This window comes from Cellulomonas sp. ATA003 (assembly GCF_031582905.1).
Classification (GTDB): domain Bacteria; phylum Actinomycetota; class Actinomycetes; order Actinomycetales; family Cellulomonadaceae; genus Pengzhenrongella.
The window spans coordinates 770,497-792,218 of the sequence record NZ_CP133990.1 but is presented as its reverse complement, the minus strand read 5'-3'; the positions used below and the strand labels follow the sequence as shown (position 1 = coordinate 792,218).

At 74.7% G+C, this 21,722-nt stretch carries 19 protein-coding genes and 2 pseudogenes; 8 read left to right on the top strand and 13 right to left on the bottom strand.

Features of this window, described 5'->3' with window-relative positions:
• Window positions 1-31 precede the first annotated feature (31 nt).
• The 5 genes and pseudogenes from REH70_RS03980 to REH70_RS03960 form a co-directional block, all read right to left on the bottom strand.
• Window positions 32-652: a (Fe-S)-binding protein gene (locus tag REH70_RS03980; RefSeq protein WP_310752457.1), complete on the bottom strand. Its 621-nt coding sequence runs from the start codon at window positions 650-652 to the stop codon at window positions 32-34.
• Window positions 601-2,973, bottom strand: coding sequence for an FAD-binding and (Fe-S)-binding domain-containing protein (locus tag REH70_RS03975; RefSeq protein WP_310752454.1), 2,373 nt, complete (start codon window positions 2,971-2,973; stop codon window positions 601-603). Before REH70_RS03975 ends, REH70_RS03980 begins: the two co-directional genes overlap by 52 nt.
• Before the next feature lie 149 nt (window positions 2,974-3,122).
• Window positions 3,123-3,644, bottom strand: coding sequence for a pilus assembly protein TadG-related protein (locus REH70_RS03970; protein WP_310752452.1), 522 nt, complete (start codon window positions 3,642-3,644; stop codon window positions 3,123-3,125).
• Window positions 3,641-4,198: a pilus assembly protein gene (locus REH70_RS03965; RefSeq protein WP_310752450.1), complete on the bottom strand. Its 558-nt coding sequence runs from the start codon at window positions 4,196-4,198 to the stop codon at window positions 3,641-3,643. Before REH70_RS03965 ends, REH70_RS03970 begins: the two co-directional genes overlap by 4 nt.
• Window positions 4,195-4,544 (bottom strand): annotated as a pseudogene (locus REH70_RS03960) (TadE family protein). Before REH70_RS03960 ends, REH70_RS03965 begins: the two are co-directional and overlap by 4 nt.
• On the opposite strand from REH70_RS03960, the gene REH70_RS03955 reads away from it, so the two are divergent.
• A complete protein-coding gene (locus REH70_RS03955) occupies window positions 4,467-4,643 on the top strand; it encodes a hypothetical protein (RefSeq protein ID WP_310754498.1) in 177 nt (58 codons plus the stop codon). The pseudogene REH70_RS03960 and the gene REH70_RS03955 sit on opposite strands and share 78 nt — an antisense overlap.
• Here REH70_RS03955 and REH70_RS03950 read toward each other — a convergent pair.
• From REH70_RS03950 to REH70_RS03930, 5 genes are all read right to left on the bottom strand, one after another.
• Entirely contained in the window at window positions 4,624-4,809 is a 186-nt protein-coding gene (locus tag REH70_RS03950; RefSeq protein ID WP_310754133.1) for a hypothetical protein, read from the bottom strand. The two genes, REH70_RS03955 and REH70_RS03950, sit on opposite strands and share 20 nt — an antisense overlap.
• Before the next feature lie 288 nt (window positions 4,810-5,097).
• Window positions 5,098-5,697 (bottom strand): type II secretion system F family protein, encoded by a 600-nt coding sequence (locus REH70_RS03945; RefSeq protein WP_310752448.1) that lies wholly within the window; start codon window positions 5,695-5,697, stop codon window positions 5,098-5,100.
• Window positions 5,622-6,029 (bottom strand): hypothetical protein, encoded by a 408-nt coding sequence (locus REH70_RS03940; protein WP_310752446.1) that lies wholly within the window; start codon window positions 6,027-6,029, stop codon window positions 5,622-5,624. Before REH70_RS03940 ends, REH70_RS03945 begins: the two co-directional genes overlap by 76 nt.
• Window positions 6,026-6,886: a type II secretion system F family protein gene (locus REH70_RS03935; protein ID WP_310752444.1), complete on the bottom strand. Its 861-nt coding sequence runs from the start codon at window positions 6,884-6,886 to the stop codon at window positions 6,026-6,028. The genes REH70_RS03940 and REH70_RS03935 overlap by 4 nt, the downstream gene beginning before the upstream one ends.
• A gap of 13 nt (window positions 6,887-6,899) precedes the next feature.
• Window positions 6,900-8,126 carry an ATPase, T2SS/T4P/T4SS family gene (locus REH70_RS03930; protein ID WP_310752442.1) on the bottom strand — a complete coding sequence of 409 codons (1,227 nt, stop codon included), beginning with the start codon at window positions 8,124-8,126 and terminating at the stop codon, window positions 6,900-6,902.
• Between the two features lie 117 nt (window positions 8,127-8,243).
• On the opposite strand from REH70_RS03930, the gene REH70_RS03925 reads away from it, so the two are divergent.
• Window positions 8,244-8,684: a diacylglycerol kinase family protein gene (locus tag REH70_RS03925; RefSeq protein ID WP_310752440.1), complete on the top strand. Its 441-nt coding sequence runs from the start codon at window positions 8,244-8,246 to the stop codon at window positions 8,682-8,684.
• A 28-nt stretch (window positions 8,685-8,712) separates the two neighbouring features.
• Here REH70_RS03925 and yidD read toward each other — a convergent pair whose 3' ends face one another.
• Window positions 8,713-8,991 (bottom strand): membrane protein insertion efficiency factor YidD, encoded by a 279-nt coding sequence (yidD, locus tag REH70_RS03920; RefSeq protein WP_310752438.1) that lies wholly within the window; start codon window positions 8,989-8,991, stop codon window positions 8,713-8,715.
• Window positions 8,992-9,071: 80 nt separating this feature from the next.
• On the opposite strand from yidD, the gene REH70_RS03915 reads away from it, so the two are divergent.
• Window positions 9,072-9,983 carry an aldose 1-epimerase family protein gene (locus REH70_RS03915; protein ID WP_310752436.1) on the top strand — a complete coding sequence of 304 codons (912 nt, stop codon included), beginning with the start codon at window positions 9,072-9,074 and terminating at the stop codon, window positions 9,981-9,983.
• A 1,123-nt stretch (window positions 9,984-11,106) separates the two neighbouring features.
• On the opposite strand, the gene REH70_RS03910 is transcribed toward REH70_RS03915, so the two are convergent.
• Complete coding sequence (locus REH70_RS03910; protein ID WP_310752434.1) at window positions 11,107-12,177, bottom strand: hemolysin family protein; 1,071 nt, start codon at window positions 12,175-12,177, stop codon at window positions 11,107-11,109.
• The gene (locus REH70_RS03905; protein ID WP_310752432.1) at window positions 12,174-13,487 is read right to left on the bottom strand and encodes a hemolysin family protein; all 1,314 of its coding nucleotides are present in this window, start codon (window positions 13,485-13,487) and stop codon (window positions 12,174-12,176) included. Before REH70_RS03905 ends, REH70_RS03910 begins: the two co-directional genes overlap by 4 nt.
• 199 nt (window positions 13,488-13,686) lie before the next feature.
• On the opposite strand from REH70_RS03905, the gene REH70_RS03900 reads away from it, so the two are divergent.
• The 5 genes and pseudogenes from REH70_RS03900 to REH70_RS03880 all read left to right on the top strand — a co-directional run bounded on the left by REH70_RS03900 (window position 13,687) and on the right by REH70_RS03880 (window position 21,609).
• On the top strand, window positions 13,687-14,418 hold the full coding sequence (locus tag REH70_RS03900; RefSeq protein ID WP_310752430.1) for a response regulator transcription factor: 732 nt from the start codon (window positions 13,687-13,689) through the stop codon (window positions 14,416-14,418).
• Between the two features lie 2 nt (window positions 14,419-14,420).
• On the top strand, window positions 14,421-15,584 hold the full coding sequence (locus tag REH70_RS03895) for a sensor histidine kinase (RefSeq protein ID WP_396134673.1): 1,164 nt from the start codon (window positions 14,421-14,423) through the stop codon (window positions 15,582-15,584).
• Window positions 15,581-16,648 (top strand): ABC transporter ATP-binding protein, encoded by a 1,068-nt coding sequence (locus tag REH70_RS03890; RefSeq protein WP_310752429.1) that lies wholly within the window; start codon window positions 15,581-15,583, stop codon window positions 16,646-16,648. The genes REH70_RS03895 and REH70_RS03890 overlap by 4 nt, the downstream gene beginning before the upstream one ends.
• A complete protein-coding gene (locus REH70_RS03885; protein ID WP_310752428.1) occupies window positions 16,648-17,469 on the top strand; it encodes an ABC transporter permease in 822 nt (273 codons plus the stop codon). The genes REH70_RS03890 and REH70_RS03885 overlap by 1 nt, the downstream gene beginning before the upstream one ends.
• Window positions 17,470-17,713: 244 nt before the next feature.
• Window positions 17,714-21,609: pseudogene (locus REH70_RS03880) on the top strand (multifunctional oxoglutarate decarboxylase/oxoglutarate dehydrogenase thiamine pyrophosphate-binding subunit/dihydrolipoyllysine-residue succinyltransferase subunit).
• The last annotated feature ends 113 nt before the right edge of the window (window positions 21,610-21,722 follow it).

Genomic DNA, 21,722 nt, shown 5'->3' with positions numbered 1-21,722 from the left:
CGCACCACTCCCCGCCTCGCACCCGTCGAGCCTAACGGCGCACGGCGGGTGCTCCGGACGGGCCGGACGGCGGGCGGGTGGTCTCCTCGAGGAGCTCCAGGACGTGCCGGTACGCGTGCCCGGTCGCCCGCGACATGCCCATCTCGCAGGTGCGGTTGACCGACGTGTACGCGTCGAACGTCCGGCCGGCGAGGCCGGCGGCCTCGGGTGCGGTCGCGGCCGCGGTCAGCTCGGGATGGAGCATCCCGCGGTCCCCCGCGAACCCGCAGCAGCCCCAGTCCGCGGGCACGGTCACCTCCTCCGCGGCGGCCGCGGCCACCACGAGCAGGTCGTCCATCGCGTCCAGGTGCACGGTCGAGCAGGTGGGGTGCACCGCCATCGTGCCCAGGCGTCGTCCGTCCGGCAGCGCCGGCAGCACCGCCCGGCGGACGTAGGTGACGGCGTCCAGGATCTCCAGCGCGTCGAACCGGGCGCGGGACCCGGCCGGCAGGTGCGCGCGCAGCTCGCGCAGCCCGTGGCTGCACGACGACGCGTCGCACACGACCGGCAGCTCCCCGCCGCGGCTCGCGGCCCACACGGCGTCGAACGTGCGCGACGCCATCACGTCGTGACCGGCGGTGTAGCCCTTGAGCTCCACGGCGTCCCGCAGCACAGGCCGTCGATGCCGTCCGGGATCGCGACCGGGAGCCCGGCGCGCTCGCACAGGGCCAGGAACGCCCGGGACGCCCCGAGACCCGCAGCGCCGGTGGCGCTGGGCTTCTCGTTCGGCGCCTCGGCCGGCGTCTCGGCCGGCCCGAACAGCGACCCCGTGCACGACGCGAAGAGGACGACGGCGGCGTCGTCGGGCGACGCCCCGCTCGCGACCGCCCCGCGGCGGGACCCCGGCCCGGGCAGGTCGGCGCCGACCAGCGGGACGGTGTCCGTGCCGAGCACGGCCCGCGCCGCACGGGAGGCGGCCGCCGTCACCGCCGGCGGGAGGGCCGTCGCCACCCCGAGCCCGGCCCGCAGCCCGGTGGAGACCGTCCCCCAGTGCCGGGCGACCGCCGCGCCGCCCGCCTGCGCCGCCGGACCGTGCCCGTCCGCGCGGAAGCCCTTCATGACCCGCCCGGTGTCGATGCCGACCGGGCACGCGGTGACGCACAGCGAGTCGGCGGCGCACGTCTGGACCGCGGCGTAGTCGTAGTCGCGGACCAGCTCGGCCCGGCGCTCGGGGGTCGCGACGGCGATCTCGCGGAGCACGACGATCCGCTGCCGCGGCGTGGTGGTCACGTCCCGGCTCGGGCAGGACGGCTCGCAGTAGCCGCACTCGACGCACCGGTCCAGCTCGGGGTGCACCGGCGGGCTGACCTTGAGGTTGCGCAGGTGGGCCTCGGGGTCCTCGTCCAGCACCACCCCGGGGTTCAGCACCCCGTGCGGGTCGCACAGCCGCTTGACCTCGACCATGACGTCGTACAGGTCGTCGCCGTACTGCCGCCGCACGAACGGCGCCATGATGCGCCCGGTGCCGTGCTCGGCCTTGAGCGACCCGCCGCGGCCGAGCACGAGGTCGACGAGGTCGTCGGTGAACCGCGCGTAGGTGTCGAGCTCGCGCCGGTCGTCCAGGCGCGGGGTGATCATGAAGTGCAGGTTCGCGTCCTTCGCGTGCCCGAAGACGACCGCCTCGTCGTACCCGTGCCGGTCCAGCAGCCGGGTGAGGTCGGCGACCGTCCCGGGGAGCACGTCGAGCGGCACGACGACGTCCTCGAGCAGCGCGGTGGTGCCCGGCGCCCGCGCCCCGGCGACCGCGGTGTACAGACCCTTGCGGGTGCGCCACAGCCGCGCCCGGGCCGCCGCGTCGCGGGTCAGCGGGGCGACCGGGACGCTCGTGCCCAGCCCGGCCAGCACGGGGTCCGCGGCGGCGACGACCCCGGCCAGCTCGTCCGCCGACCCGGCGGCGTACTCGACGAGCAGAGCGGTGTGCCGGTCGACGTCGATCGCCCGCGTGACGTCCGCGGCCTGCGGGTCGGCCTGGGCGACCCGCAGCGAGGCGGCGTCGAGCAGCTCGACCGCCCCGGCTCCCGACCGCACGAGCGGGGCGAGCGCGTGGGTCGCTGCGGTGACGTCGTCGAACACGAGCAGGCCGGTGGCGGCGAACGGCAGCGCCGGGACGGTCCGCAGGGTGACCTCGGCGACGAACGCGAGCGTGCCCTCGCTGCCGATCACCAGGTGCGCGAGGAGCTCGACCGGGTCGTCGTGGTCCAGGAACGCGTTGACGCCGTACCCCATCGTGTTCTTCATCGAGAACTGCTGCTCGACGACCCGGCGCAGCCGCTCGTCGCCGCGCACGCGGTCCCGCAGCCGGGCCAGGCCCGCGTGCAGCTCCGGCTCGAGCGCGCGCAGCCGCGCGTCGGCGTCCGGGGCGCCGGTGTCGAGCGTCGTCCCGCTGGGCAGGACGAGCACCATCGACTCCAGCGTCCGGTAGGCGGTCTGGGTGGTCCCGGCAGCCATCCCGCTGGAGTTGTTGGCCACCACCCCGCCGATGGTGCAGGCCAGCTCGCTGGCCGGGTCCGGCCCCAGGCGCCGCCCGTACCGGGCGAGGCGGGTGTTGACCTGGCGCAGCGTGATGCCGGGCTGGCACCGCACCCGCAGGCCGCCGTCGAGCACCTCGACGCCGGTGAAGCGGCGGCGCGTGTCGACGAGCAGCCCGTCGGTGGACGCCTGCCCGGACAGGCTGGTGCCGCCGGAGCGGAAGGTGACCGGCGTCCGGGCCGCGGTCGCGGCGCGCAGGACCCGGGCGACGTCGTCGGCGCTGTGCGGGGTCACGACGGCGCGCGGCGTGAACCCGTAGTGCGAGGCGTCGTGGGCCATGGCCGCGACGTCCAGCGCACCGGTCCGGACCTGCTCGGGCGAGAGCGCCGACCGCAGGGCGTCGAGGACCCCGGCGGCGGGGTCGGTGTCGCGGTCGGCGTCGCGGTCGATGGTGGTGGGCGTCATCGCGCGGGCCCGATGTCGGCGGTGGGACCGGGTGCTGTGGGGTGGGGGTGCATCGGGATCGGACGCTACCAAGCCCGCGGGCGCCGTCGGTGCGGGGCGGGCCCATCAGCCGTCGACCGTCCCCCGCCGTGCCGCGTGCGACCTCCGGCTCACCACGCCCGCGCGCTCGCGGTGGCGCGCACCGTGATCCCGTCCGACCACGGTGCGGTGATCCAGCTGATCAGCGGCGGGCGCGCGAGCGCCGCGAGACCCACCCGGGCGGTCCGGCCGTCGTCGGACACCGCTTCGGTGACGACGAGGCCGTCGAGCGACGCCGCCGCGCCCCGGTGCTCGGTGAGGTACTCCTCGACCGCACGGCGGACGTCGGCGTCGGTGAGAGGGACGGCGCCGTCGGCCGTGGGCGGCGGCGCGTGCCCGCCGTAGAACGTCACGAGGTCGAGGGCGTCGGCGGCCTCGAGCGCGAGCTCGTCCGCGAGCGCGACCAGGCGCTTGCGCTCCAGGTGCACGCTCGTCGCCGACACCACCGCCGTGACCAGCAGGAGCGCGAGCGCACCGAAGGCGATGGACAGCAGCGTGACGTTGCCTGCCTCGCGCCCGGTGCCGTGACCGCCGCAGCCGGTGCGGTCGCCGCGGTCGATGCGCTGCCGGACGGCGGTGAGAGCGCGCCTCATCGGGTCGCCGGGGTGACCGCGAAGGTGTCGACGGGGGCCACGTGCTCGGCGGTCACGGGGATCGCCAGCGGCACGACGCCGTGCACGAACGACGGCACCCCGGGGAGCACGACGTCGAACGCCACCCGCACCTGCACGTCGCTGCCCGGGACCAGGCAGGGCTCGCTCGAGCAGGTGACCGCCAGCGCCGAGCGGGCGTCGACGGCCTCGAAGCCCTGGTCGTCCAGCGCGATCCGCACCGACGCGACGGCGCGCTCGGGCGCACCCTGGACCGACGTCGCGGTCGTGAACGAGCGACCCGCCTCCCGCGCCGCCCCCTCGGCGGCGAAGGTCGCCGCCTGCAGCCGCCCCAGGACGAGCACGAGGTACAGGACCGGAAGCAGCAGGAGCAGTGCAGCCGCGAGGAACTCGACGACCGCGTTGCCGTGGTCCCCGTTCGGTACCGCACCGGTCCGCCACCGCTCCCGCCGGTGCGGCGCGGGCCGCTCCTTGCTCCCGGGCCGCGCCGTCGCGAGCCGCGCCGTCCCGGGCCGCGCAATCGCGTCCGCCGTCACGCCCCCTCCCTGAGCGCGTGCCCGGTGACCGTGAGCCCGCCCCCGGGCCCGAGCAGCCCGGCGACCGGGAGCGGGGCGCTGACCCGCACCTCGACGACCGGGAGCCCCTCCAGCTCCGTGCTCACCGCGGTGACGTCGCGCGCGTAGCCCGGTGCGAGCGACGCGGTGATGAGCGCGCGCGTGCGCTCGACGCCGTCCTGCGGCGTCCGGTCGGCGAGGGCCGCGTACCGGGCCCCTCCGCGGCGCAGTCGACGAGGGTGTTCCGCACGTGCACCGCGAGCGTGAGCTGCACGACACCGGCGAACAGGAGCGCGACGAGTCCGGACACGAGCGCGAAGTCGACGATGGCGGCGCCGCGCTCGCGGTGCTCGACGCGGTCACCGGACGCTCGGCCGGTGGCCCGGTGGACCCGACGGGCGAGCGTGTCAGCCGATCTCACCCGTGACCCGCGAGATCGCGTCGGAGAACACGGTCGTGAGCGCCGGACCGGCCAGGGCCCACAGCGCCAGCACCAGGCCCGCGGTCATGAGCGTGACCAGCACCCAGCCCGGCACGTCGCCGCGCTGCGGGTCCGTGGCCAGCCGCGAGCGCACGGTGAGCCACCAGTGCACCGCACGCGAGCGGAGGCGGGCCGGGGCGACGGCGGACCACGGGCCCACCACGCGTGGTCGTGACCCGGTTCCCGGGCGACCCCGCGCGCCCCGGACCGCGCCGAGGTGGTCGGCGGTGCGGTGGGTCGGTGACATCGGCGGGCGGAACCTCTGCACGGTGCTCATCGGTCGTTCCTCTCGGTGGTGTCGGGCTGCACTGACGCGGTGTCGGGCTGTGCTGACGCGGTGTCGAGCTGTGCTGACGGCGCTGGGGTCGCAGGGCCGGGGCGCGGCTGCGCCGAGCGCGGGTCATGGCGACAGCCGCAGGACGGCGATGCTCGGGAACACCGCGAACGCCACGGTGACCGGCAGGATGAGGAAGACGACGGGCACCATCATGAGGACCTCCTTGCGCCCGCCCTCCTCCATGAGCGCACGCCGCCCGGCCTCCCGGACGTCCTGCGCCTGGGCCCGCAGGACGTCGGCCAGCGGCGTCCCGCGTTCGACGGCCACCGCGACCCCCTCGGCGAACCGGGTCAGCGGTGGCAGCCCGGTGCGGTCGGCGAGCCGCTCCAGCGCCTGGGTCAGCGGGGTCCCGGCGCGCGCGTCGGCGAGCGTACGAGCCAGCTCCTCCGCGAGCGCCCCGCGCGTCGAGCGCACGACCCGCTCCAGCGCCCCGACCGGCCCCTCACCGGCGACGACGGACAGCGCGAGCAGCTCGGCGACCGTGGGCAGCTCGGCGAGCAGACGCTCCTCGCGCTGACGCACCTGGCGGCTCAGCAGCGCGTCGCGCGCGAGCACGCCGCCGACACCGGACAGCGCCACCAGCCCGGTCAGCACCACCGGCGAGGACCCGCGCGCCGACGCCAGCAGCAGCGCCACGAGCAGCCCGGCGAGGAGCCCGAGCACCCCCAGAGCACCTGGGCCGCGCGCACCTGCTCGACCGTCTCGGTCCGCCCGGCGCGGGCGAGCCGGCGGCGGACGTCCGCGGTCGGTGACCCGAGCCGCTCGACCACGCGGACGGCGTCGGTCATGACCGGCGCGAGGAGGCGGGCGAGCGCGGGGAACGGGGTGCGCCCCGCGGGCTCGCGCAGCAGTGCCGACATCGGCCGTTGGACTCTCAGGTACGGCGCGAGCCGGTCGTCCAAGGTCACCCGCCGCGCGGACAGCCGCCACACGACGAGCAGCAGCCCCGTGCCGCCCAGGGCCCCGATCAGTGCGCCGGTCGCCGCGGGGGTCATCGCAGCACCCGCGCCTCGTCGGGGAGCCGGCCGACGCGGAGCATGACCGCGTACGCGAACACCGAGCACGCCCCGCCACCCAGCAGGACGACCGTGCCGGCCAGGGAGTTGAACGCGTCGGCCGCCTCCGGTCGGGTGGCCAGCAGCGCGAGCACGATCCACGGTGCCGCCACGGCGAGGCGGGCGGCGTTGACGGTCCAGCTCTGCCGGGCCTCGAGCTCACCGCGGGTGCGGGCGTCCTCCCGCAGGAACGAGGACAGCGTCCGCAGCAGGCGGCCGAGGTCGGTGCCGCCGACGTCGCGCGTGATCCGCAGCGCCTCGACGATGCGGTCGGCGACCGGGTCCGCGAGCCGCTCCTTGAGCGCGTCGAGGCAGTCGCCGAAGCGGCCGGTCGCGCGGTAGTCCTCGGCGAAGGCCCGGAACGCGTCCCGGAGCTCGACCGGCCCCCGCTCACCGAGCTGGCCCACCGCCTCGGGCAGCGACAGCCCCGCGCGCACGCCGGAGGCGAGATGGTCGACGACCTCCGGCCACACCTCGCGCAGGGCGGTGCGACGTCGTCGGGCCCGGGCGCGCACGAGGGCCACCGGGGCCGCGCCGGCGATGATCGCGAAGCACCCGGCGACCGCGGGCGCCCGAGTGAGGGCGGAGACGGTCGTCCCGACACCGAGCGCGACCACCGTGCACGCACCGATGAGTGCGGTCGGCGTGACGGTCGGGGCGCCGGCCTGCACGAGCGCGTCCTGCACCCGCTCCGACCAGCCGTCCCTTCGCCGTGCCCGGGGTAGCGCGGGAGGCCAGCACGCCCACCAGACGCAGAACAGACCGGCGCCCAGCAGCAGCCCCGCCACGACCCCCACGACGCCGCCTGCGTCAGCCTCCGGCCCGCAGCAGGCCGGGGAGGTCGATGCCGGAACGGGCGAACCGCTCGGGGTGCGGCGGGTACCCGTCGCCACGGACGAGGTGGTCTCCGCTGAGGTGGAACAGGTCGGCCGTCTCGACGACGCCGCCCTCGGCGCGGCCGGGCACGCCGATGATCTCGCGGACCCGGCGGCGTCCGCGGTGATCCACGCCGAGGTGCACGACGACGTCGATCGCGGCGGCGACGGTGGGCACCACGAAGCGGTCGGAGATGTTCTCCCCGGCCAGCAGCGGGAGCGTGCAGATCTTGGTGAGCGCCTCGCGCGCGCTGTTGGCGTGCAGTGTCGACATGCCCGGGACGCCGGCGTTGAGGGCGACGAGCATGTCGAGGCTCTCCGCCTCGCGCACCTCCCCGACGAGGATGCGGTCGGGACGCATCCTCAGCGCCTCCTTGACCAGCCGGCGCAGGGTGATCTCGCCGGTGCCCTCCAGGCTCGGCTGGCGGCACTGCAGCGCGATGACGTCGCGGTGGTCGATCCGGAGCTCGAAGACCTCCTCGCACGTGATGATCCGCTCCCGCGCCGGGATCGAGCCGGCGAGCGCGTTGAGCATCGTCGTCTTCCCGCTCTGGGTCGCACCGGCGACGAGCACGTTGAGCCCGACGGCCACCGCCGCGTCGAGGAACGACGCCGCGTGCGCGGTCAGCGACCCGAGCGCGACCAGGTCGGACAGCCGGCTCGCCCGGACGACGTGCTTGCGGATGTTGACCGCCCAGTGGCGGCGCGTGACGTCCGGGATCACCACGTGCAGCCGCTCGCCGCCCGGCAGGCACGCGTCGACGAACGGGCTCGACAGGTCCAGGCGCCTCCCCGATGCCTTGAGCATCTGCTCCACGAGGTCACGCACCTGCGCCTCGGTGAGGATCGTCGACGTCAGCTCGGCATGACCGTGCCGGGCGACGAACACCTGCGCCGGCGCGTTGATCCAGATCTCCTCCACCTCGTCGTCGTCGAGGTACCGCTGCAGCGGGCCGAGCCCGGCGACGGCGTCGACCACGGCCTTGGAGGCGGCGGTGACGTCCACCAGCGGGGGAACCGCCCCCAGGAGCGACCGCTCGTCGTAGTCGGCGACGACCGCGGAGACCAGGTCGCGCACGCCCTGGTGGTCACGCACCGGATCCAGGCCACGGCGGCGGATGAGCTCACGTACCTCGGACTCGAGGATGGCGACACCGTCCATGTGGCCCCCCTGGCGACTGCACCCGCGGACGGGCCGACAGTAGAGGACGGGTCTACCCGCCCGGGCGTGGTTGTGGATAGTCACCCGGACCGGTGACGGCACCGACGCTGTGGCACGGTGGCGAGGCGATCCACCCTTCCGCCGATCCCTGGAGCCCGCGATGCCCGACGGCGACCCCGCTCCCCTCCCGGCACGGTCCGGCGAGAGGTCGCGGCCTTCGGCTGGGCGCTGCGCGGCCTGCGGTCCGCGCTCGCGACCGAGCCGCACCTGCGGTTCCACGCCGCGGCGACCGTCGTCGTCGTCGCGCTCGGGATCGCCCTGCCGTTGGCCGCGTGGGAGCGCGCGGCGCTCGTGCTCGCGATCGGGCTGGTGTGGGTCGCGGAGCTGGTCAACACCGCCCTGGAGACGCTCGTCGACCTCGTCCACCCCGGTCACCACCCGCTGGCCGGGCGGGTCAAGGACGTCGCCGCGGCCGCGGTGCTGGTGGCGGCGTTCGCGTCGGCAGGGGTGGGGCTCGCCGTGCTCGGACCGCCGCTCCTCGCGTGGATCGGCCGGTAGCACTCCTAAGGGATGGCCGGGAACGACCTCAGAACTTGAACGGGATCGGGATCGGCCCGCAGCAGCACACGCCCTGCACGTCCGAGGCCATCAGCAGCTGCGCGGCCCCGTAGCACGCGACGAACCGCCGGACCGTGGGACGCACTCCTCGCACCACGCCGCGGCGCCGGACGATGTCGCGCACCTCCGCCGAGCACGACGTCCCACCGTGCGCGACGCGGTGCGCACAGCTCCACCCCTTCCGCGGCGAGATGCGCTGCTGGTACCGCTGGATGGCGACGTCGACGGCGCGGCTCAAGGGGCTCATGCCGCCACGCTAGGCGCGCCGGGTCCGCGCCGCGCGAGCACGGCTCGTCCCTCCCAGTCGACCCCCACTACCGTGTCCAGGTGACCACGACAGCCCCGACCGGCACCCCGTTCCGCATCCGTCACGGCGAGCACGCCGCCACGATCACGGAGGTCGGCGCGTACCTGCGCGAGTACCGGGTGGGGACGCGCGACGTCGTCCACCCGTTCGCCGAGGACGCGATGCCGCCGGCCGGCAACGGCGCCGTCCTCGTCCCCTGGCCGAACCGGCTGCGCGACGGGCAGTACACCTATGACGGCGTGAGCTACCAGCTGCCGGTGACCGAGCCCGAGCGCGGGACCGCGCTGCACGGCCTCGCGCTGTGGCAGCGCTGGACCGCCGTCGAGCAGTCCGAGTCCGCGGTGACCCTCGAGCTGCGCCTCGTCCCCACGCCGGGTTACCCGTTCCCCGTGCGCTTCACCATCACCTACGCGCTGTCCGACGACGGCCTGCGCGTGCATCTGGTCGCGACCAACGACGGCGACCGGACGGCGCCCTACGGTGTCGGCTTCCACCCGTGGCTGTCCCCCGGCGGTGCGGACCTCGACGACTGCACCCTGCGGCTCGACGCCGCGACGCGCGTGACCGTCGACGACCGCCTGCTGCCCACGGGCACCGAGCCCGCGTCGGGCCCGCTGGACTTCCGGACGCCGTCGACCCTGCGCGGCGTCGCGCTCGACGACGCCTACGTCGACGTCGTCCGGGACGAGCAGGGGCTCGCCTGGATCCAGCTCGCGGCGCCGGACGGGCGCACCGCGGCGGTGTGGATGGACGGGTCGATGGACACGTTCCAGGTGTGCACCGGCGACGAGCTGGTCCCGGCGGCGAACCGGACCGGGCTCGCGGCGGAGCCGATGAGCTGCATCGCGGAGGCGTTCAACACCGGCGAGCGCCTCGTGCACCTGGCGCCGGGCGCCCGGCACGAGGTGACCTGGGGCGCGACGCTGCTGTAGGGGCGCGCGCGCTCGGTCCACCGGCGCCCGGGCCGGGCATTGCTCAGGAGCTGTCGTGCTCCCCGGACTCCAGGACGCCGCGGGTGTACTCCCAGTGCCACGGCTCGAAGGGCCGCTGCCACCACGCTGGGCCCACGCCGGGTTCTCCCAGCCGTAGACCGCGCCGTTCTGGACGATCCAGCCCCACGGCTCGCCACGGGTGTCCGTGGGGCACAGGTCGATCGCCAGGCCCCAGCCGTGGTTGTTGCGGCCGGGGACCGCGGCGAGGCGCCCCCGCTGCCGCTTCACGGTGTGCTGCTCGATGAGCGTGCGGTAGCCGTCGCTCACGCACAGGTCGCGCCCGAAACGGGCGCGGAAGGCGAGGTTCATCTCGGCCAGCGCCGCGGCGGCGTCGGCCCGCAGCTGGTCCTCGCCGTTCCACAGCGTGCACAGGTCGTCGGTGCTCAGCTCGCCGTTCGCGCCGGACGGCCGGGTGACGCCGTCGCAGCCCGGCAGCGGCCCGCGGTCGTCGGACCGGCTCGCCGCCGGGAACGCCGATCGACCGGTCGGGACCGACGTGGCGGCGATCGCCGTGGGCGGGGTCACGTCGACGACGGCGGACGTCAGCGCCTCGACGGTGCTGGGCAGGTCGGGGTCGACGGCGGGTGGCGCGGGCGCCGGCGCGGCGCTCGCTGCGTCCAGGCCCGGGCCATGGCCGGGGCCCGGGGACACGGTGCCGGTGACCGGCAGGACGATCGTGATGCCGGCCAGCGCGGCGAGCACCCCGCCGCGGACGAGCCAGCGCCCGGGAGCGGACGACCCCGCGCGCCGGGAGCGGCCGGCCCCGCGCGCTGCTGTGCGCTCCGCCTCCCGGCGGGCGCGGCGGGAGTCCGGAGCCGGTGCCTGCACGCGCTGGGGACCCACCACACCTCCGGGGACGCTCGCCTGTGGACCTGCGGAGAGGACCCGCAGAGAAGAAGGGACACCGCCGCTCGCCGCTCGGGTGTCACCCGAGCCCCCGGGACAGACGGTCACGGAACCATAACGGACCGACCCCACGCGTCCAAGGCCGGGTCCGTCCCCGTCCGTGGACGGCGCCGTCCTGCGCGCGACCGCCGGTCACCGGCGGCGCCCGACGGGCGGATCAGGCGCGCTGCGCGGGTCCGCGCTGCATGACGTCGCGCACCTCGCCGACGAGCTCCTCGAGGATGTCCTCGAGGAAGACCACGCCGACGCACCGGTCGCCGACCGCGACCCGGGCCAGGTGGACGCCGCTGCGCTGCATGGCGCCGAGCGCGTCCTCGACCTCCGCCTCCGGGGCGACGGACGCGAGCGCCCGCACCCGCCACCGCGGGACGGGCAGCGCCCGCTCCTCGGCGTCGGCGTACAGGACGTCCTTGAGGTGCAGGTAGCCGGCGACGTCCGGCACGGGTAGGCCGTCCGGGGCCGGCGCGCTGGCCACCGGGAAGCGGCTGTACCCCGTGCGCGCGACGAGGTGCTCGACGTCCTCCGGGGTGGCGTCCGGCGGCAGCGTGAGCAGCCGCTCGATCGGCACCATGACGTCGGCCGCGGTCCGGTCGGAGAACTCCAGCGCGCCGGCGAGCAGGCCCTGGGAGTCGTCCAGCAGCCCCTCCGCCTGGGACGCCTCGACGATCGACTGCACCTCCTGGGCGGTGAACGCGGAGGCGACCTCGTCCTTGGGCTCGACGCCGAACGTGCGCAGCACGTGGTTGGCCAACCAGTTGAGCGCGGTGATGATCGGCCTGAGGACCTTCGACAGCCACACCAGCGGCGGACCGAACCACATGACCGCCCGGTCCGGCCCGGCCACGGCGAGGTTCTTGGGGACCATCTCGCCCAGCACGACATGCAGGTACACCACGACGACCAGCGCGATGACGAACGCGATCGGGTGGGTCAGCGCGGGGCTCGCCCCCAGCGCGTGCAGCGGCCCCTCGATGAGGTGCGCCAGCGCGGGCTCGGCGATGACCCCGAGGCTGGTGGAGCACACGGTGACGCCGAGCTGTGCGCACGCGAGCATGAGCGACACGTGCTCCATGGCCCACATCACGGTGATCGCGCGCCGGTCGCCGGCCTCGGCGAGGGGCTCGATGGCGGAGCGTCGGGCCGACAGGACCGCGAACTCGGCACCGACGAAGAAAGCGTTCCCGGCGAGCAGGAGCACGCCGAGGAGGAGGGCGGTGGTGCTGCTCATGCGTCGGCGTCCTCGGTGAGCGGGGCGACCCGGACGCGCTCCACGCGCCGCCCGGCCATCTGGTCGACGACGATGCGCACACCCGGCACGTCGACCTCGTCACCGACCGCGGGGATCCGGCCCAGGCGGGCCATGACCAGCCCGCCGATGGTCTCGTACGGGCCGTCCTCGGGGACGCGCAGGGTGGTCACCTCCTCGACCTCGTCGGGTCGCAGGCCACCGGGCAGGCTCCAGGAGCCGTCCACGAGGCGGGCGGTGCCGGTGCGTCGCCGGTCGTGCTCGTCGGACACCTCGCCGACGATCTCCTCGACGACGTCCTCGAACGTCACCACGCCGGCGGTGCCGCCGTACTCGTCGACGACGACGGCCATCTGCAGCCCGAGCTCGCGCAGCTCGACCAGGAGCGGTCCGAGCCGGACGGTCTCCGGCACGCGCGGCGCCTCGACCATGAGCGCCGCGGCCGGGACCTCGCCGCGTCGCTCGTAGGGGACGGCGACGGCGCGGCGCAGGTTGACCAGCCCGATGATGTCATCGCGCGAGTCGTCGATGACGGGGAAGCGGGAGTGGCCGGTCTGCCGGGCCTTCGCGACGACGTCGGCCGCGGTCTCCTCGCGCTCCACCACGACCATGCGCATGCGGTCGGTCATGACGTCGACGGCGGTCAGCTCGTCCAGCTGGATCGTGTTCGCCAGGAGGGTCGCGGTGCCCTCGTCGAGGGTCCCGACCTCCGCCGAGCGCCGCACCAGGGCCGCGAGCTCCTGCGCCGAGCGCCCACCGGACAGCTCCTCGCGCGGCTCGACGCCGACGCGGCGCAGCAGCGCGTTGGCGCTGCCGTTGAAGAACGCGATCACCGGACGCAGCGCCCGGGTGAAGCCGCGCTGCAGCGGCGCCACGTTCCGGGCGGTGCCCAGCGGGCGGCTGAGCGCGAAGTTCTTCGGCACGAGCTCCCCGAACAGCATGGAGAACCCGTTGACCAGCACGCCCGCGAGCACCACGGCGATCGCGCCACCGACGGCCGCCCCCAGCGGCGAGCTCTGCAGCGGACCGCCGATCAGCGTGAGCACCGCGGGCTGGGTCGTGTACCCGAGCAGGATGGTGGTCAGCGTGATCCCGACCTGCGCCCCGGAGAGCTCGGTCGACAGGTGCCGCAGGGCCTTGAGCACGGACTCACCGCGGCGGTCGCCGGGGACGGTGCTCTTCTCGACGATCGCGGTGTCCAGCGTGACCAGGGAGAACTCACTGGCGACGAAGACCGCTGTCCCGGCGGTCAGCAGGACGCCCAGACCGATCAGCAGCCACTCGGTCAGCATGCACGACCACGGACAGGAGCCCGGTGGTGCGGTCGCCGCGACATCGGCGAGAGCGGGGGTGACAGTGGAGGGGCCGGCACTGCACACCCTGAGGGCATGCCGCCGGCCGCTACTTGAGCTGGTCATGGTGGACGTGATGATACGCGGAGCGGGGCGACGCGTCGTCCGCGACGTGGGTGGCGTGTGCCAGGCTGACGCCATGGTCGTGACGCCCGTCTCCCCCGTCGTGCTCGTCGTCGAGGACGAGCCCGCGATCGCCACCGCCGTCGCGAACCGGCTCGCCGCCGAGGGGTGGACGGTCGAGGTCGCCGGGGACGGGCATGCCGGGGTCGAGGCGGCCGCGCGGCTCAAGCCGCAGCTCGTCGTGCTCGACGTCATGCTCCCCGGCATCGACGGCCTGGAGGTGTGCCGCCGGATCCAGGCCGAGCGCGCCGTCCCGGTGCTCATGCTGACCGCGCGCGACGACGAGACCGACATGCTCGTCGGGCTGGGCGTGGGCGCGGACGACTACATGACCAAGCCGTTCTCGATGCGCGAGCTCGTCGCCCGGTGCAAGGCCCTGCTGCGCCGCAACGAGCGCGCCGTCCAGGCGGCCCGGCTCGCGGGCACCGACCGCGAGGAGCCGCCGATCACGGTCGGGGACGTCGTCGTCGACCGCGCCCAGCGGCGGGTGTCCCGCGGCGGCGAGCCGGTGCACCTGACGCCGACGGAGTTCGACCTCCTCGTCACGCTGGCCAGCAGCCCGCGCACCGTCCACACCCGCGAGCGCCTGCTCGCCGAGGTGTGGGACTGGGTCGACGCGAGCGGCACCCGGACCGTCGACTCCCACGTCAAGGCGCTGCGCCGCAAGCTCGGCCCGGACCTCGTGCGCACCGTCCACGGCGTCGGCTACGCGTTCGACCCGCCGGCCGAACGGTCGGCGGAGGCCTGAGCGTGCCCACCCCACGGCACGCCCGGGGGCCGCACCGCGCCCTGCTGCCCGACGTCCGTCCGCTCGACCGGTTCCGCTCCATCAAGATCAAGCTCGGCGTGCTCGTCGCGGCGACGGTCAGCCTCGCCGCCTTCCTCACCTGGATCGGGCTGCACTACCACCTGGGCCCGACCCGGACGCTCCCGCTGGCGATCGTCCTGTCCCTCGTCGTCACCCAGGTCCTGGCCCGGGGCATGACGTCGCCGCTGCGCGAGATGACGGCCGCGGCCCGGGCGATGGCGAACGGCGACCTCTCCCAGCGTGTGCGGTCCACCAGCCGCGACGAGGTCGGCCAGCTCGCGCACGCCTTCAACACGATGGCGGAGGACCTCGCGTCGACCGACCTGCTGCGCCGGGAGATGGTCGCCAACGTCTCCCACGAGCTGCGTACGCCGGTCACGGCGCTGCGGGCCCAGCTGGAGAACATCGTCGACGGCGTCTCCGAGCCCGACCCGGCGACCATGCAGACCGCGCTCGCGCAGACCGAGCGGCTCGGGCGGCTGGTGACCTACCTGCTGGACCTCTCCCGCGTCGAGGCCGGGGCGGTCGGCCTCGACGTGCGCGACGTCGCCCTCGCGGACTTCCTGCAAGACGCCGCCGACGCCGCCTCGCTGGTCGGCGCGGACAAGGGCCTGCGCTTCCCCGTGGTCGTCGAGCCGCCCGACCTCACCGTGCCGGCCGACGCCGAACGGCTGCACCAGGTGCTGGCCAACCTGCTGCAGAACGCCGTCCGGCACTCCCCGCGCGACGAGGAGGTGCGGCTCGAGGCGACCCGTCAGGGCGACCGGGTGGTGATCGACGTCGTCGACCACGGTCCGGGCATCGCCCGGGAGCAGCGGGCCCTGGTGTTCGAGCGGTTCGCCCGCGGCAACAGCCCGGCGCAGACCGGCCAGATCCCCACCGGTGGCACCGGCATCGGCCTGGCCATCGTGCGCTGGGCGGTGAGCCTGCACGGCGGCACGGTGGAGGTCGCCGACACCCCCAGCGGCTGCACGATGCGCCTGACCCTCCCGGCCCACCGGTCCGCGCACCTGCCCGCCCACCCCTCTGCCCACCCGCCCGCCCACCGGGCGGGACCCGACGCCAGCACCGGCACGCACCCACGACCCCAGGAGGTTCCCCGATGAGCGGGCCCACCACCCCCGTCCCGACGACCCGCCGCTCAGCCGGCGGACCAGCCGGCAGATCCGCCGGCCCGGCCGGTGGTGGCGGCGACCGCACGATCGAGATCTCGCACCTGTCGAAGACGTTCGGCGCCGTGCGCGCCGTCGACGACCTGTCCTTCACGGTCCAGCCCGGGCGGGTCACCGGGTTCCTCGGGCCCAACGGCGCCGGCAAGACCACCACGCTGCGCATGCTGCTGGGGCTCGTGCGGCCGACGTCCGGCACCGCGACGATCGGCGGGCGCACCTACGCCGACCTCGACCGGCCCATGCACCGCGTCGGCGCCGCACTGGAGGCGGCCAGCTTCCACCCCGGCCGCAGCGCGCTGGACCACCTGCGGGTCTACGCGCCGCAGGCCGGTGTGCCGGACTCCCGCTGCCACGAGGTGCTCGCCCTCGTCGGGCTCGACGGCGTCGCCAAGCGACGGGTGTCCGGCTTCTCGCTGGGCATGCGCCAGCGGCTCGCGCTGGCGACCACGCTGCTCGGGGACCCCGGTGTGCTGCTGCTCGACGAGCCCGCCAACGGGCTGGACCCCGAGGGCATCGCGTGGCTGCGGGCGTTCCTGCGCCACCTCGCCGGCGAGGGCCGGACCGTCCTGGTGTCCAGCCACGTGCTCTCCGAGGTCGAGCAGACCGTCGACGACGTCGTGATCATCGCCCGCGGGCGTCTCGTGCACGCGTCGTCGCTCCCCGAGCTCGCCGCGCTGGCCGAGCCGACCGTCCGGGTCACCTCGCCCGACACCGCCGGGCTGCACGCCCTGGTCGCCGCCGCCGACTGGGGGCCGAACGTCGAGCCGGTCCCCGACGCCCGACCCGGCACGCTCGTCCTGCGCCAGGTGCGCGCCGCCGAGGTCGGTGCCCGCGCCTTCTCCGCCGGCCTCGAGCTGCACGAGCTCGCCACCCGCGAGGTCGGCCTCGAGGGGATCTTCCTGCGCCTGGTCGACGGCGGTGGCCCACCACCCCGTGAGCAGACCGAGACGACCACGCAGACGATCACGCCGACGACGACGCAGGACGGGGACGCGTGATGGGCGCCGCACTGAGGACCGAGTACCGCAAGCTCGTCACGACCCAGGTGTGGTGGATCCTCCTGCTGGTCATGGCCGTGTACATGGCCTTCCTCGCGGCCGTGATGGCGTTCGCGCTGACCGCCGGGGGCATGACCGTGAGCAGCGGCGTCGACGCCGCGCAGCAGACGCCGCCGCTGTCGCCGGAGGAGCTCGCCCAGACGATCTACACCCTCGCCACCTCGCTCGGGTACGTGTTCCCGGTGATCGTCGGCGCCCTGGCGATGACCGGGGAGTTCCGCCACCAGACCATCACGCCGACCCTGCTCGCCGAGCCGCGGCGGACCGTGGTGCTCGCGGCCAAGATGATCTCGAGCGTGGCCGTCGGGCTGATCTTCGGCGTCGTCGGGACGCTCGCGACCGTCGCCGCCGGCGCCGGGACGCTCGCGCTGCGGGGCGAGGAGAGCGGGCTGACCGAGCCCATCGTGCTGCGCAGCGCGGCCCTGTCGGTGCTCGCGCTGACGATCTGGGCCGTGGTGGGCGTGGGCTTCGGCACCCTCATCACCAACCAGGTCGCCGTCATCGTCGTGCTGCTGGCCTTCACCCAGTTCGTCGAGCCGATCCTGCGGGTCTTCCTGGGCCAGATGTCGTGGGGCGAGGGCATCGCGAAGTGGCTGCCCGGCGCCGCCGGCGAGTCGATCACCGGGGCCTCGTTCTACGCCGACAGCGGCCTCGGCCCGGACCTGCTCACGTCGTGGCAGGGCGGCCTGGTGCTGTTGGCGTACGCCCTGGTGTTCGCCGTCCTGGGCCGGCTGATCGCGCTGCGCCGGGACATCACCTGAGCCGTGCCCGACGACGCACGACCCGCGCTTGGCGCGGCTCTCACCTGCGGTTTGCCGTTCGTTGGCGCCCGCCGGCGGGGTGGTCCACTTCACCCGGCCGGCGGCCGCGCCGCGCGCCGCTCCGGTCGTGCCCCCGCGGGGACAGGGCATAGGGTTGTGCGAAACCTGATCTCCAACGAAGCGGTCATCGGCCGCGGCGGAAGTGGGCGAACTTCGCGTGTCCCAGAAGGCTGAGCCAGACTCGATCCGCGCCGCGTTCGGCGCCAACGAATGGCTTGTCGACGAGCTGTACGAGCAGTACCTCAAGGACAAGAACGCGGTGGACCCCGCGTGGTGGGAGTTCTTCGAGGACTACACGCCGAGCGACACGGGCAACGGGTCGCCGGCCGACGCGCCGGACGGTCGCGGCGAGGGCGCCAACTTCCGGCCGGGCACGATCCCCGCCGAGGCCGCCGAGCAGTCGGTCCCGGCGCCGCAGAAGCCGGCCCCCGCGCCGACCGAGGCCGTGCCGTCGCCGGCACCCACCCCCGGTCGACCGCCCCCACCGCCGTGCCGGCCCCGCGCGGCAGCACGCCGACCCCGGCGGTCGCCGCGGCCCCGCAGGACAGCCCGGCCCCCGCGCCGAGCACGCCGAAGCAGGTCGCCCCGGACGCCGAGGAGCCGACCCCGGACGCCGTCGCCCCGGCGGCACCGCCGGTCGCCACCGCCCAGCCCGCGACCGCGCCGTACGCGCAGACGGTCGCGACCACCACGAAGAACGCCGACGGCGAGGACGCCACCGACGAGGTGACGCGCCTGCGCGGTCCGGCCGCGCGCGTGGTGACCAACATGGAGTCGTCGCTCGAGGTCCCCACGGCGACGTCGGTCCGCGCGGTCCCGGCCAAGCTCATGGTCGACAACCGCATCGTCATCAACAACCACCTCCTGCGCGGGCGCGGCGGCAAGATCTCGTTCACCCACCTCATCGGCTTCGCGGTCGTCGAGGCGCTGGCGGACGTGCCGGCGATGAACACCGGGTACACCCTTGAGGGCGGCAAGCCCGCCGTCGTCACCCCGGCGCACGTCAACTTCGGTCTCGCGATCGACCTCGCCAAGCCGGACGGGACCCGTCAGCTCCTCGTGCCCAGCGTCAAGGGCGCGGACACGATGGACTTCGCCCAGTTCTGGGCGGCGTACGAGGACGTCGTGCGGCGCGCGCGCAACAACAAGCTCGCGGTCGCCGACTTCGCCGGCACCACGATCACCCTGACCAACCCGGGCACGATCGGCACCGTGCACTCGGTGCCGCGCCTCATGGCCGGCCAGGGCACGATCATCGGCGTCGGGGCCATGGACTACCCCGCGGAGTTCGCCGGGACGTCCGAGGAGCGGCTCAACAAGATGGGCATCTCCAAGGTGCTCACCCTGACGTCGACCTACGACCACCGCATCATCCAGGGCGCGCAGTCCGGGGACTTCCTGCGGATCGTCGCGAACAAGCTCCTCGGCCAGGACGGCTTCTACGACCGGGTGTTCGCCTCGCTGCGGATCCCCTACGAGCCGGTGCGCTGGGTGCGCGACCCGTCCGACCCCGAGGCCGACCAGGACAAGCCGGCCCGCATCGCGGACCTCATCCACGCCTACCGCTCGCGCGGCCACCTCATGGCCGACACCGACCCGCTGGCGTACCGGCAGCGCAAGCACCCGGACCTGGACGTCCAGACGCACGGCCTGACGCTGTGGGACCTGGACCGGACCTTCCCCACCGGCGGGTTCGGCGGGACGCAGCGCGCCAAGCTGCGCGACATCCTCGGGCTGCTGCGCGACTCCTACTGCCGCTCCATCGGCATCGAGTACATGCACCTCGCCGACCCGCGCCAGCGGCGGTGGCTCCAGGAGCGCCTCGAGTCGGGGTACACCCGCACCCCGCGCGAGGACCAGCTGCGCGTGCTGCGCCGGCTCAACGCGGCCGAGGCGTTCGAGACCTTCCTGCAGACCAAGTACGTCGGCCAGAAGCGGTTCTCGCTCGAGGGCGGCGAGTCCGTGATCCCGCTGCTCGACGCCGTGCTGTCCAAGGCCGCCGACAACGGCCTCGACGAGGTCGGCATCGGCATGGCCCACCGCGGGCGGCTCAACGTGCTCGCGAACATCGCCGGCAAGAGCTACGGCCAGATCTTCAGCGAGTTCGAGGGCAACCAGGACCCGCGCTCGGTCCAGGGGTCCGGCGACGTGAAGTACCACCTCGGCACCGAGGGCACCTTCACGGCCGAGTCCGGCGCCACCACGAAGGTGTACCTGGCCGCCAACCCGTCCCACCTCGAGGCGGTCGACCCGGTCCTCGAGGGCATCGTGCGCGCCAAGCAGGACCGCATCGACCTGGGTGGTGACGGCTTCTCCGTGCTGCCGATCCTCATCCACGGCGACGCGGCGTTCGCCGGCCAGGGCGTGGTGACCGAGACCCTCAACCTGTCCCAGTTGCGCGGCTACCGCACCGGCGGCACCGTGCACGTGATCATCAACAACCAGGTCGGGTTCACCACCGGCCCGAGCTCGTCGCGCTCGACGCTGTACGCGACCGACGTCGCCAAGGGTCTGCAGATCCCGATCTTCCACGTCAACGGGGACGACCCCGAGGCGTGCGTGCGCGTCGCCGAGCTCGCGTTCGACTACCGCGAGCAGTTCGACCGTGACGTCATCATCGACATGGTCTGCTACCGCCGCCGCGGCCACAACGAGGGCGACGACCCGTCGATGACCCAGCCGCTCATGTACAACCTCATCGAGGCCAAGCGGTCGGTGCGCAAGCTGTACACCGAGGCCCTCGTCTCCCGCGGGGACATCACGGTCGACGAGGCCGAGCAGGTGCTGCAGGACTACCAGGCCCAGCTCGAGCGGGTGTTCACCGAGACCCGCGAGGGCGGCTACACCGCACCGGCCGAGTCCGAGCCGGTCGCCGGGCTCGAGCGCCCCGAGGCGCAGCGCGAGGACGCCGGCGCGATGATCGGCTGGCGCACCGCGGTCGACCAGGCCGTGCTCGAGCGCATCGGGCGGGCGCACACGCGGGCTCCGGAGGGCTTCACCGTCCACCCGAAGCTGGCGCAGCTCCTCACCCGGCGCGAGCAGATGTCCCGCGAGGGCGGGATCGACTGGGGCTACGGCGAGGTGCTGGCCTTCGGCTCGCTGCTCGTCGAGGGCACCCCGGTGCGCCTCGCGGGCCAGGACTCGCGGCGCGGGACGTTCGTCCAGCGGCACGCCGTCATGCACGACCGGCAGACCGGCGCGGAGTGGACCCCGCTGCTCTACCTGTCCGCGGACCAGGCGAAGTTCTGGGTGTACGACTCCTCGCTGTCGGAGTACGCGGCCGTCGGGTTCGAGTACGGCTACTCCGTCGAGCGGCCCGACGCGCTCGTGCTGTGGGAGGCGCAGTTCGGCGACTTCGTCAACGGCGCGCAGACCATCATCGACGAGTTCATCACCTCCGCCGAGCAGAAGTGGGGCCAGCGCTCGAGCGTCGTCCTGCTGCTGCCGCACGGCTTCGAGGGCCAGGGGCCGGACCACTCCTCCGCCCGCGTGGAGCGGTTCCTGCAGATGTGCGCGGAGAACAACATGACGGTCGCCGCGCCGTCGACGCCGGCGTCGTACTTCCACCTGCTGCGCCGTCAGGCGTATGCCCGGCCGCGCCGCCCGCTGGTCGTCCTCACCCCGAAGTCGATGCTGCGCCTCAAGGCGGCGTCGTCCCCGGTCGAGGAGTTCACCGGTGGCACCTTCCGCGAAGTCATCACCGACGACGCCGCGGCGCAGCGCGGTGGCGTGGACCGGGTGCTCCTGTGCTCGGGGAAGGTCTACTGGGACCTGCTCGCGCACCGGGAGAAGTCCGGCGACACGGGCACCGCGATCGTCCGCTTCGAGCAGCTCTACCCGCTCGACGGCGACACCGTCCGCGAGGCGCTCGCGCCGTTCGGGGACGCGGAGGTCGTGTGGGTCCAGGAGGAGCCGGCCAACCAGGGCGCCTGGAGCCACGTCGCGATGAACCTGACCCCGCTGGTCGGGCGGCCCATCGGGGTGGCGTCGCGGCCCGCGTCCGCCTCCCCGGCGGCCGGGTCGGCGAAGACGCACCAGGCCGAGCAGGCCGAGCTCATCCGGCAGGCGTTCGCGCGCTGACCCGCGGTTCGCCGTAGCAGGGCGGCGGCCAGCAGCGGCACGCGGGCAGGGCCGTCACCGTGGGTGGCGGCCCGGCCCGCGCGCTCTGCGGGCAGGTGTGAGGTGGACCGCCC